This window comes from Roseibium suaedae (genome assembly GCF_900142725.1).
In the GTDB taxonomy this organism is placed as follows: domain Bacteria; phylum Pseudomonadota; class Alphaproteobacteria; order Rhizobiales; family Stappiaceae; genus Roseibium; species Roseibium suaedae.
In genome coordinates this window covers 169,012-181,545 of record NZ_FRBW01000003.1, presented here as the reverse complement: position 1 = coordinate 181,545, position 12,534 = coordinate 169,012, and the positions used below count along the sequence as shown (strand labels likewise).

7 protein-coding genes and 1 pseudogene are annotated in these 12,534 nt (G+C 57.7%); all 8 read left to right on the top strand.

The annotated features are described in order from the left end of the window. Positions 1–245 precede the first annotated feature (245 nt). The 8 genes and pseudogenes from BUA94_RS14470 (at position 246) to BUA94_RS14430 (ending at position 12,492) form a co-directional block, all read left to right on the top strand. Positions 246–1,769, top strand: a complete 1,524-nt coding sequence (locus BUA94_RS14470; RefSeq protein WP_073014037.1) for a type I restriction-modification system subunit M — start codon at positions 246–248, stop codon at positions 1,767–1,769. Further along, on the top strand, positions 1,766–3,064 hold the full coding sequence (locus BUA94_RS14465) for a restriction endonuclease subunit S (protein WP_073014036.1): 1,299 nt from the start codon (positions 1,766–1,768) through the stop codon (positions 3,062–3,064). The genes BUA94_RS14470 and BUA94_RS14465 overlap by 4 nt, the downstream gene beginning before the upstream one ends. Beyond that, positions 3,064–3,903 (top strand): DUF3800 domain-containing protein, encoded by an 840-nt coding sequence (locus tag BUA94_RS14460; RefSeq protein ID WP_073014035.1) that lies wholly within the window; start codon positions 3,064–3,066, stop codon positions 3,901–3,903. Before BUA94_RS14465 ends, BUA94_RS14460 begins: the two co-directional genes overlap by 1 nt. A 30-nt stretch (positions 3,904–3,933) precedes the next feature. Next, the gene (locus tag BUA94_RS14455; protein ID WP_073014034.1) at positions 3,934–5,073 is read left to right on the top strand and encodes a DUF4268 domain-containing protein; all 1,140 of its coding nucleotides are present in this window, start codon (positions 3,934–3,936) and stop codon (positions 5,071–5,073) included. Further along, positions 5,073–8,159 carry a type I restriction endonuclease subunit R gene (locus BUA94_RS14450; RefSeq protein WP_073014033.1) on the top strand — a complete coding sequence of 1,029 codons (3,087 nt, stop codon included), beginning with the start codon at positions 5,073–5,075 and terminating at the stop codon, positions 8,157–8,159. Before BUA94_RS14455 ends, BUA94_RS14450 begins: the two co-directional genes overlap by 1 nt. A gap of 233 nt (positions 8,160–8,392) precedes the next feature. Next, positions 8,393–9,493: pseudogene (locus BUA94_RS14440) on the top strand (IS3 family transposase). A 293-nt stretch (positions 9,494–9,786) separates the two neighbouring features. Continuing rightward, positions 9,787–10,233 carry a (2Fe-2S)-binding protein gene (locus BUA94_RS14435; RefSeq protein ID WP_073014031.1) on the top strand — a complete coding sequence of 149 codons (447 nt, stop codon included), beginning with the start codon at positions 9,787–9,789 and terminating at the stop codon, positions 10,231–10,233. A gap of 12 nt (positions 10,234–10,245) precedes the next feature. Next, positions 10,246–12,492: a xanthine dehydrogenase family protein molybdopterin-binding subunit gene (locus BUA94_RS14430; RefSeq protein ID WP_073014030.1), complete on the top strand. Its 2,247-nt coding sequence runs from the start codon at positions 10,246–10,248 to the stop codon at positions 12,490–12,492. Positions 12,493–12,534: the final 42 nt, after the last annotated feature.

The following is a 12,534-nucleotide window of genomic DNA, read 5'->3' as shown; positions in this document are numbered from 1 at the left end:
GATCTTCTCAGAAGAAATCCGATCATGAATCGGTCTCTGCGTTAGCCTGCCGCCAGAAAGCTTTGAGAAGCCAAGTCCCCACCAATAGGTCCGTCTTCTGCTCAAGACGCTATTCTTATTCATTTACGAGCCCTCAAGGCTTGAAAAACCTAGCCGATTCAGAGCCTAATCAGCCGCAGGTTGTTTTGGCAATAAGGGCATGTCGTGTTGATCTTGCCGGCAAGAACAAAAAACAGGGAAACGTCGTGAGTATCGAGAAGACACTGTTTGCCGCTGCCGACAAGATGCGCGGTTCGATGGATGCGGGCGAGTACAAGCATATTGCGCTGGGGCTCCTGTTCCTGCGCTATGTCTCGGTCTCCTTCAACCGCCTGCACGAGAAGCTCAGCGCTGAAGCCTATTCAGATCCGGAAGACCGCGACGAGTATCTGGCGGAAAACATCTTCTGGGTGCCGGAGGAGGCGCGATGGCAGACCATCTCGCGCCAATCCAAGGACCCGCGGATCGGCATCCTGATCGATGACGCCATGCGGGCGATCGAGAAGGAAAACGAGAGCCTGAAGGGTGCGCTGCCAAAGGTCTATGGCAAGGAGAGCATCGACCGGGCCATGCTGTCTGGTCTGATCGACCTCTTCACCAATGACATCAAGCTGGAAGGCACTCGCGCTGATTTTGATCTGATCGGGCGCATCTATGAATATTGCATCGGTGAGTTCGCCTCTTCTGAAGGCAAGCGGGGCGGGGAGTTTTATACGCCGAAATCTGTCGTCGATACGCTGATCGAGATGATTGAGCCGACGAAGGGCCGGGTCTATGATCCCTGCTGCGGCACGGGCGGGTTCTTCGTTCAGTCGGAAAAGTTCATCGACGCCCATTCCGGCAAGAGCGACGACATCGCCATCTATGGTCAGGAGCGCAACCACACCACCTTCGGTCTGGCGCGCATGAACCTGGCGATCCGTGGCATCTTCGGTGATATCCGCTGGAACTCGGAAGGCACGCTGGTCAAGGACGCGTTTCCGGACGAGCGGTTCGATTACATCCTCGCCAATCCGCCTTTCAACATTTCCGACTGGTCAGGCGAGCTGCTCCGGGAAGACCGCCGCTGGCGCTATGGTGCGCCGCCGGTGGGCAATGCCAATTTCGCCTGGATCCAGCATATCCATGCGCATCTGTCCGCAAGCGGGATTGGCGGTGTGGTCATGGCCAATGGCTCCATGTCATCGATGTCCGGCGGCGAGGGCGAGATCCGGCGGGCGTTGGTGGAGGGCGACGCCATCGATGCCATGGTGGCGCTGCCCGGTCAGCTGTTCTATGGCACCCAGATCCCGGCCTGCCTCTGGATCCTGGCCAAGGACAAGTCCAACGGCATCGCCAGGGACGCCAAGCTGCGCGACCGGCGCGGCGAGGTGCTGTTCATCGACGCGCGCAAGATGGGCGCCCTGGTGCCGGGCAGCCGCAAGCAGAAGGAACTGTCCGACGCGGAAGTGCAGAAGATCGCGACCGCCTATCACGCCTGGCGCGGCGAACCGGATGCAGGGGCTTACGAGGACGAAGCGGGTTTCTGCAAATCCGCCAGGCTGGACGAAATCGGCAGGCACAATTTCGTCCTGACTCCGGGGCGATATGTCGGGGCAGGGGCCGTTGAAGATGACGGCGAGCCGTTTGAGGAAAAATTCGAGCGCCTGATGGGCACGCTGCGGGAGCAGTTTTCGGAGGGGCGGCGGCTGGAAGCCGAGATTGAGACGCGGCTGGGGGCGTTGGGATGAGCGACTGGCACAGCGAAGCGCTCGGTTTTGAGGCTACGCAGATTTTGGATGGAGATCGCGGGAAGAACTATCCATCCAAACAGCAGCTTTTACCATCGGGGGACTGTCTTTTCCTGAGCGCCGCCAATGTGACAAAACGCGGCTTTGATTTTTCATCTTGCGAGTTCATTTCGGCGGAAAAAGACAACTCGTTACGAAAGGGGAAGCTTCAGCGACACGACTGTGTTCTCACGACCCGTGGAACCGTTGGAAATGTTGCATACTTTGGACAAGAGGTTTCCTTTGAAAACATTAGGATTAACTCTGGTATGGTCATTATCCGGCCGGACCAAAACCGTCTTTCTCCCAAGTTCCTTTCATTCTTTCTGCGCTCTGAAGCGTTTTCAGATCAGATTGTGTCTCTAACTTCGGGAAGTGCCCAGCCGCAGTTACCCATTCGGGATCTAAAGCAAGTTCAAATCCCGATCCCACCGCTGCACGAACAACGCCAGATCGCGGCGGTGTTGGGGGCGCTGGACGACAAGATCGAGTTGAACCGCAAGACGGCGGCGACGCTGGAGGAGATGGCGCGAGCGCTGTACCGGTCCTGGTTCGTCGATTTCGACCCCGTCTGGGCCAAACTCGAAGGCCGCGCCCCCGCCCATATGGACCCCGCCACCGCCGCCCTGTTTCCGGACCGGTTTGATGAGGAGGGGCTGCCGGAGGGGTGGGAGGTGCAGTCGCTGAAGTCCCTTGCGACAGTCACCATGGGTCTATCCCCAAAGGGGACTTCATACAACGACCAGGCCATCGGCACCCCATTGTGCAATGGGCCGGTCGAATATGGCGATTTCTTCTTGAAGAAGGCGAAATGGACCACGGCACCAACCCGTCTCGCAGAGCGCGGCGATCTTATTATCTGCATTCGCGGATCGACCACGGGTCGCCACGCCTTCGCAGATGATGAGTATTGTCTCGGTCGCGGCGTCACAGGGATCCGCGGTAACAAAGGGACGCATGAGTTCATCGAATGCGCAGTCTTGTCCAACATGCCCACACTCCTTGAAAAGACAACGGGGTCGGTCTTCCCGAGCCTCTCAAAGGACGATATCTGCAATTTCGAACTGGTTGCGCCCAATGACGCCAGCGTCATCAGAGCATTCTGCGAACTGGTGCGGCCATTCCGGGAAAAAGCATGGAATATCGTTGAGGAAAACCAAACCCTCGCCACCCTTCGCGATACGCTTCTGCCACGCCTCATGTCCGGAGACCTCCGCGTCGGCGAAGCACGGGAACAGGTGGAGGATGTGGCGTAATGAAGTTCATCTATTTCGACGAAAGCGGATCTAGGGACGAAGGCGACGTCTTCGTGATGTGCGGCTTGATGGTGGATGCTTACAAACTTCGCAAGAAAACCGCTGATTTCGATGAGATGTTTGCAGCTCTGCTCACACGTCACCCGGGATCTGGGACTGAACTAAAAACGAAGCGTTTCATCAACGGCAAGGGAGGATGGCGCGCAGTGCCTGCGCAAGAACGAAAGGCCTTCCTGACTGATGTATGCCGCCTCGCCGTTTCTAACGGTGGCAAGCTTTTCGGCATTGGCTTGTCATTTGAGGCGTTCGATGCCGCCATTGATGCTGGCTATGGGCACCCTTTCGGCAATAACTATTGGCTCGCCAGCAGCATGTTCAGCAGCGCGCTCGTGCAGAAGAAAATGCAAGGGGTGAAAAACAGCAAAGGTCTTACAGTTGTCATTATGGATGACAACAAGGTTGACATGCCCAAGCTCTCGGACGGGCTTTACAATGCAGAAGCTTGGTATGACCCCCTTTATCAGATCCGTGGGAGGAGAAGAGGAAAGCCGATATGGATCGACCGTAAGCCGACGGATCGGTTCGACCATATCATCAATACTGCTTTTGCGATTAAGTCCGATCACTCGTCGCTCGTTCAAGTCGCGGACGCGATTTGTTACGTTTATCGTCGGCATCTGGAGCTGAAAACTGCCGACGAAATATGGGATGGCGAACAAGAGTTTTACCAAGATTTGGTCGCCATCTTGGAACCGCACAGAGATAAGCTGGGGCAAGCTCCTACCGCTTCGTCTGTCTCCTTCTTCAAAGCTGCTTGCCACCCGGATTGGGTAATCTAATTGTTTTAGTTTTCATGTTGTGAGAGAGACATGTTTCAGGTCAACCGATCCGAAAACCGCCTGCGCAAACTGGAGGAGAAGCGCTTTGCTGATCTCCAGCTGCGCGAACGGGAGCATTTGCAGGAATGGTTGGCCAATCAGCCGGACACACTCGGTGAAGAGCTGCTGATCATCCAGAAGGAGTTCGACGGCTTTGCGGATACCCGCGAGCGGCTGGATCTTCTTGCCCTCGACAAGGACGGCCATCTGGTCGTCATCGAGAACAAGCTGGATGATTCCGGCCGCGACGTTGCCTGGCAGGCGCTGAAATACACTGCCTATGTTTCCAGCCTGACCAAGGCGCAGATCATCGATATCTACCAGCATTACCTCGACCGGTTCTGTGGCGGTGGGAACGCCGTCCAGTCGATCTGCGACTTCCTCGAGGTCGATGAACTGGACGAGGTGGTTCTGAACCCGGGCAACGACCAGCGCCTGATGTTCATCGCCGCCAACTTCCGCAAGGAGGTGACGTCCACCGTGCTCTGGCTGCGCGAGCACCGGATTGACGCCCGGTGTTTCAAGGTCGTGCCTTACGGCTTCGGCGAGGAGCTCTTCGTCGATATCCAGCAAGTGATCCCGACGCCGGAAGCTGCCGACTTCATGATCGGTATGACGGAGAAAACTGCCGAGGAAAAGAACTGGCATGACACAATGCGTCAGCGGCAGAGGTTTCATGAGGTCTATTGGAACCGCGTCATTGGACATTTGAACACGAAAGATGCCACAAAGTACAAGGACTTGTCTTCAAGCCGGAACCACTGGTTGAGCATTCCTTCCCCCCTTGAAAACACCCATTTTTCTTTGGTTCTGCAAAAACGTCACATAAGGGCGGAGCTCTTCCTTGCGTGGCCAACAAGGGAAGAAACCGAATTAGTTTTCAATAGGTTCTGTGCTCGCCAAGCAGAAATAGAGGGAAAGTTCGGACAGCTTCTTGAATGGATCAAGCCCGAAAAAAAGAGAACGGCGCGCATTCAGTTGTCGAAATCTAGTGACCCATATAGCGACGAGGTGGTTGATGAAATCGCCGACTGGCTCGTGAACACATATTGCGAGCTCGAAACAGCGCTTAGGGGGGCGCTGAACGAAATCTCGGAATCCCGTCTTTCCGCAGAATACGGTGAAAGCTGATGGCGTATTTTGCGGAAGCCGAACTCGAAGAGGTGTTTCTTCAGGATCTGGTGAAACTGGGTTTTGTCAGACAGCACGGGTCAGAGATCGCGCCGGACCTGCCATCCGCTATGCGGGCCAGCTATCGCGATGCCATTCTTGCCCCCGTTCTGAACGCTGCCCTTGCCCGGCTCAATCCTGACCTGCCGGAGAGCGCAATTTCCGAGGCGCAGAAGCGGATCGAGGACAGCGTCTTCGCAACCGATCTCTTGCAGGAAAACCGCCGCCTTCATGATCTGATGGTCAATGGCATTCCCTTGACCTATTACGCTGGCGGTGAAGAGCGGAACGCCCGCGTGCGGGTCATAGACTGGGACGATGCGAAGAACGACTGGCGGGCGATCAATCAGGTCGATGTTGTCGGCAAGACCCCGCGGGTGCCGGATGTCATTTTGTATCTGAACGGCTTGCCGCTGGTGGTCATCGAGCTCAAGGGCATTGGTGGAGTGGATCTGGAAGGAGCCTTCCGGCAAATTGAGACCTACAAGAACGACATTCCCGATCTCTTCCGCACCACCCTGTTCTCGGTGATCTCCGATGATGTGTTGGCACGCTACGGGTCGCTCTCCGCCGGCTTTGACCGCTTCATGCGCTGGCGGACTGTGGATGGCGAAACCGTCGCCTCGCTCAGCTCGGCGCTGGAACTGGAAACTCTGACCAATGGTTTGCTGAACCCCCGCACACTTCTGGACATGCTTCGTTGGTTCGTTGTCTTCGAGGACGAGGGCAAGGGGCCAATCAAGAAGATTGGCGGCTACCATCAGTTCCACGCTGTGCGCAAGGCGGTGGATGCGGTCCTCACCGCTCGTGGCAGAGACGGCAAGGGCGGGGTGATCTGGCATACGCAGGGGTCGGGCAAATCCTTGCTCATGACCTTCCTTGCCGGCCGGGTGATGCACCACCGGGACCTGGAAAACCCGACGCTTCTGGTCATCACCGACCGTAACGATCTCGACAACCAACTCTACGCCACCTTTGCCCGCTGCAAAGATCTGCTCGGAGAAGAACCCGTCCAGGCCAACAGCATCGGCGAGCTGAAAACCCTGCTGGATCGTGAGGTTGGCGGGATCATCTTCTCGACGATCCAGAAATTCCGCCCCGAGAAAGGCGAGCTGTTCCCTGAGCTGACTGACCGCTCGAACGTGGTTGTCATGGTCGATGAGGCGCATAGAACCCAGTATGGTTTCGAGGCCAAGCTGAACAAGGAGACCGGAGAAGTCCGCCACGGACTGGCGCACCAGCTTCGTGCGGCTCTGCCAAATGCCGTCTATGTGGCCTTCACGGGCACACCGGTCGATCTGGTCGGGGCGAACACCCGAGGTGTCTTCGGGGAGTATATCGACGTCTATGACATTGCCCAGGCCGTCCAGGACGGGGCGACAGTGCCGATCTATTACGAAGCGCGGGTCGCCAAGATCGAGCTCGATGACGCAATCGTCGAGGATCTGGACGAAGATTTCGAAGAGGCGACGGAAACCCTCGACGAGACTGAGGCCAGCAGCATTGCCAGGAAATGGACCCGTGTCGAAGCTCTGGTCGGCGCAGACAAGCGGTTGGACGCCGTGGTTCAGGATATTCTGACCCACTTTGACGCCAGGCTGACAGCGATGGACGGCAAGGCCATGATTGTCTGCATGAGCCGGCGCATCTGTGTGGAGGTGTACAACCGGATCATTGCTGCCAGGCCGGATTGGCACGGCGAGACGGATGACCTGGGCGCGGTCAAGGTTGTCATGACCGGATCAGCGACGGATCCTATCGAGTTCCAGCCGCACATCCGCTCCAAGAGCCGGCAGGAATCCATCCGAAACCGGTTCAAAGACCTGAGCGATGGATTGAATCTGGTGATTGTCCGTGACATGTGGCTCACCGGGTTTGATGCGCCCTGCATGCACACGCTCTACGTCGACAAGCCGATGAAGGGCCATGGGCTCATGCAGGCGATCGCACGCGTCAATCGGGTTTTCCGTGGCAAGCCATCCGGCCTGGTGGTCGATTACATCGGGATCGCCTCTGACCTGAAGAAGGCGTTGTCGCATTACTCACAGACGGACCAGGCGCAAACGGGCATCGATGAGCGCGAGGCGATTGCAGCCTTCCTGGACGCACTGGATGTCGCCCGCGCTCAGTTCCATGGCTTTGACTATAAGGCGGCGCTTGGAGGCACGCCTGATCAACGGCGCCGGGTTCTGCCAGGTGCGCTGGACTTTATCCTGAGCAAGGAGCAGCAGGAGGACACGAGCGTCGGTGCCGTACGGCGTTTCCGCGATGCGGTGGCAGCCTTGGTCAAGGGTTTTAAATTGGCAGCGGGCAGTCCGGCAGCATCGGAGAGTGCAGAAGAGGTGGCGTTTTTCGTCGCCGTGCGTTCAGGCCTTGAAAAGCTGGGAACCGGGGGAGGGCGGGGATCGTCGCACAGTCCCGACTTTGCGATCCAGCAACTGATCAACAACGCCGTGGCGTCCACTGAAGTGGTCGACATCCTTGAGTCCTGCGGCTTCGACAGACCTGATATCAGCGTTTTCTCCGAAGAGTTCATGCTCGAGCTGCAAAATATGCAGCACAAGAACCTGGCCGTGGAAGCGCTCAGGAAGCTTCTGAATGGTGAGATCAGCGCCAGAACGAGGACCAACGTTGTCCAGAACGAAGTGTTTTCCTCAAGGTTGGAGCAGGCGATCGCGCGCTATCACAACCGAAGCGTTGACGCTCTCCAGATCCTTCAGGAACTGATCCAGATCGCGAAGGATCTGAGCAAGGAGCCGGAGGATGGGCTAACGCCGCAGGAGCGCGCTTTCTATGATGCGCTGGCCCAGAACGAGAGCGCCGTCGAAGTCATGAGCAATGAGGAGCTTCGTATCATTGCGACCGAACTGGTTACGACGATCAGAAACAACTCGGGTGTTGATTGGTGGCGGCGTGAAAACGTGCGCGCCAAAATGCGCATTGCTGTGAAAAAGATCCTTCAAAAGCATGGCTATCCGCCGGATCTGGCCTCGGAGGCCATCAAGCTTGTACTCAAGCAAGCAGAGGCAATCGCTCAGTCACTTTAGACTGTGCCTGATAATGTCGATCTTTTCAAAAACCAGCGATTCACCCGGTAACGCCGTTCCAGGGAGTAATGGGGGGACTCGATTCAGGGCAAGCGAACGGCGTTATTCACTAAGGTCGTCTTCCGGACTCCGGCGCCGCTGAAATTCCCAGCCGTCTTCATACCGGTCTGACCTGGGCCCCTAAACTTCCTCCAAATTTTGGTAGAGTCCGTCACATTGAGGAGACGGACGACATGAAGCGTTCTCGGTTCACGGAAGAACAGATCATCGGGATTTTGAAAGAGCAGGAGGCGGGTGCGAAGACGGCCGATGTCTGCCGCAAGCAGGGCATCTCGGATGCAATCTTCTACAAATACAAGGCGAAGTATGGCGGCATGGACGTTTCCGATGCCCGCAAACTGAGGGCGCTGGAGGACGAGAACGCCAAGCTGAAGAAACTGTGCGCCGAGACCATGCTGGACAATACGATCCTGAAGGACGTGGCCTCAAAAAAATGGTGACGCCCGATGTGAAGCGGAATGCGGTGGCTCATGTCTGTGCGCAACATGGGGTGAGCCAGCGTCGGGCGTGCGAGGTGTCGTCATTTGATCGGTCCCCCATGCGATACCGCAGCGTGCGGCCTGACGATGTGGCCATTCGGAAGGCGATGAAGAAGGTTGCGTCGGAGCGCCGCCGCTTCGGTTATCGGCGCATCCACGTCATGCTGGACCGACAGGGGATCGTCATGAACCTGAAGAAGCTCAGGCGGCTTTACCGGGAAAAAAAACCTGATGCTGCGCAAGCGCTGCGGTTGCAAACGGGCCTTAGGGACGAGGTGTCCCCTGGCTTTGCCGTCACGCCCCAACGAACGCTGGAGCCTGGACTTCGTCAGTGATGCCTTCACGGATGGTCGCCGCTTCCGTGTTCTGGCTGTCGCCGACAACTTCACCCGGGAATGCCTGTGCCTGATCGCAGACACATCCTTGTCGGGCGCTTGGCTTGCTCGCGAGCTGGACAGCCTCATCGCCAGACGGGGAAAGCCGAAGACGATCGTCTCGGACAACGGCACGGAGATGACCAGTATGGCCGTCCTCAAATGGTGCCAGGAAACACGTGTCGAGTGGCATTACATCGCCCCCGGGAAGCCGATGCAGAACGGTTTCGTCGAGAGCTTCAACGGCAGCTTCCGAGACGAATGCCTCAACGAGACCCTGTTCTCGTCGCTCGACCACGCGCGCGCCTCTATTACCGCATGGAAGGAGGATTACAACAGAAACAGACCGCACTCATCGCTGGGCAACATCACTCCCAGCGAGTTCGCAATGAAAATGGCTATGGAACAACAGGCCGCATGAGGCCAGATAGGAAACCCAAGACTCTCCCGAAATCTGGAGGGAAGTCGGGACTCAGGTCAGGTTCCCTCCCATTTCATGAAGCCAAATCATGACTAGCTTCACGTTACAGACCTTAATCGCTTGAACCTCAGGCTTCATATTAGGCAGGCGTCAGGCCGACTGCGGCCTTGAAGCAACTCGGACGCAATCGCGTTGAAACGGATCCGGACGTGCCGTCCGGAAATTATTTCCGCTGAAGCGCCGATCCCAGAAATGGGGCGGCAAGCCTTTAGGAACGCCAGAGGAGAGGACCTATGGAACTGAACATCAATGGATCTCGTCATGAGATCGACGTTGAACCGGATACCCCGCTACTCTGGGTCTTAAGGGATACTCTCGGCATGACCGGCACCAAATACGGCTGCGGTCTGGCGCAGTGCGGGGCTTGCACGGTGCTTGTTGACGGTTACGCGACCAGAACCTGCGTGACGCCGGTTGAGAGCGTCGTCGGCTCCGAAATCACGACCATCGAAGCGATCGAAGAAGATCCGGTTGGCAAGAAGGTGGTCGAGGCTTGGGTCGACAACCAGGTACCTCAGTGCGGTTACTGCCAGTCCGGTCAGGTTATGGCTGCCACGTCGCTTCTGAAGGAAAACGCTTCCCCATCGGAAGAAGACATCGCTGCTGCGATGATCAATCTTTGCCGCTGCGGCACTTACAATGCCATTTCAAAGGCCGTTCGTCAGGCGGCGGAAGCTTAAGGAGGCGCTCCAATGAAAGTTCTAGATCATATAGGGGCGCCGCATAGCAACAACAGCGCTGGACGCCCCCTCAACGTTTCGCGCCGTGGCTTCCTGGCCGGTTCGATGAGCGCGCTTGTCCTGACCGTCGCACTTCCCGTTGGCAGCGGACAGGCTATCGCGCAGGCCGCCCAAGGAACGCCGGGCAGCAGGATCGACGCCTACCTGGAAATTCTCTCCGACAGCACGGTGAAATTCCGCAGCGCCTTCGTGGAAGGTGGTCAGGGCATTTATACGGCGATGGCTCAAATTGTCGGCGAGGAACTGGACGTGGATCCGGTCAATTTTCAGGTGGAAACGGCGCCTCCGGGGCCGGACTATCTTCTGATTGGCGGACAGATGCGCTTTACCGGCGGCAGCATGTCTGTTCGCACGAGCTATGATGCCATGCGCAAACTCGGCGCCACTGCCCGCCAAATGCTGCTGCAAGCAGCATCCGTCCGCCTCGGTGTGCCGGTTGAAGAGCTTTCGACCGAACCAGGTCAAGTGATCCACACTGTGACTGGCCAATCGATCCCCTATGGCGACTTGGCGGAGGCTGCCGCGGATCTGCCTGTGCCTGAGACGGTCGAACTGCGGTCGAACGACAGTTTTCGATGGATCGGCAAGCCGCAAGACCGGCTTGATGTTCGCGACAAGTCGACGGGCAGGGCGCAATACGCTATCGACCTGACGTTGGAAGATATGCTTTTTGGAGCCGTCCAGCATGCCCCGCGCCTCGGCCAGGAGCCGGGTGACGTCGCCAACGAGGCGGACGTGGCAGCTATGCCCGGTGTCCATTCCATCCATAAATTACCCGGAGCAATGGCTGTTCTGGCAGACAGTTGGTGGCGTGCCCGCATGGCTGTCGAAAAGCTGGAAGTCAGCTGGAACGAAGCGCCTGCCGGAACTCTGCATGCCATGCCTGCGGATTTTTCGTCCGAAGGCCGTAAGGAGATGCTGAAGGCAACGCCGGGCGAAGGTATCGCATTTGAAACCGAAGGTGATGCAGCCGCCGCGCTTGCCTCGTCAGCTAGGGTGATCGAAGCAGCCTATGATGCGCCTTATCTGGCCCATGGCCAGCTCGAGCCACCTTCAGCGCTGGTGCGGTTCAATGACGATGGCAGCCTGGAAATGTGGGTGCCGAACCAGGCTCCGGAAATGTTCCAGGGGGATGCCGCGAAGGTCGCAGGAATCTCTACGGACAAGGTGATCATTCACTCGCCCATGCTCGGGGGCTTCTTCGGCCGTCATTTCCTCTACCAAACGGCAAACCCCTATCCTCAGGCGATTATGCTTTCCAGGGCCTCGGGACGCCCCGTCAAGCTCCTGTGGAGCCGCGAGGAGGAGTTTCTGCGCGATCCGGTTCGGCCGATCGGAACCGTGCGTTTTCGTGCTGGAATTGGCGAAGATGGCTTGCCCGTCGCGTTCGACGCTGTTGCCGTTGGCGAAGGGCCGACGGGGCGCTGGTACGGCCGCCAGCCGGGCAAGGTCGATAGTTCGTCCGTCGAGGGCATTGCCGGAAAACCGTATGCAATTGCGAATCGGCGTGTGGGTCAGATACATGTCGACGATCCGGCGATCATCGGATTCTGGCGTTCTGTCGGCCATTCGATGAACGATTTCTTCTATGAGACGTTCTTCGACGAAATGGCGGATGCCGGCGAACAGGATCCGTACGAACTGCGTCTCAAACTGCTCGAGAAAAGCCCGCGCCACAAAACCTTGCTGGAAGCGGTCGGTGATCTCTCCGGCGGATGGAAGCGCGGACCTTTCGAAGCGGAAGACGGAACCCGCCGCGCCCGTGGCGTTGCCATGGCGTCTCCGTTCGGCAGCGAAGTCGCGACGATTGCCGAGGTCTCCCTCAAGGACGGCGAAGTGGTGGTTCATGATATCTGGGTCGCGATCGATCCAGGCAGTATCGTCAACCCGGCAATCATCGAGGCTCAGGTGAACTCTGCGGTAGCTCTGGGGCTTTCCTCTGCGCTGCTTGAGGAGGTCGTCTACACTGACGGGATGCCTGAAGCCCGGAACTACGACATGTACCCGATCCTGCCTCCTGAGCGTATGCCCCGAGTGCACGTACGGATCGCGGAAAGCGGTGCGCCCATGGGAGGGATTGGCGAACCCGGCCTGCCGGGTGTGCCTCCAGCGGTTGTGAATGCCTTGGCGGTCTTGACAGGCGAGCGCATCCGAAGCCTACCGCTGTCCAAATATGATTTTTCCGGAGCAAACGGGTGATTGGAAAATTCATCGCCGCGTTTGGCGTCGCGCTCATGATCT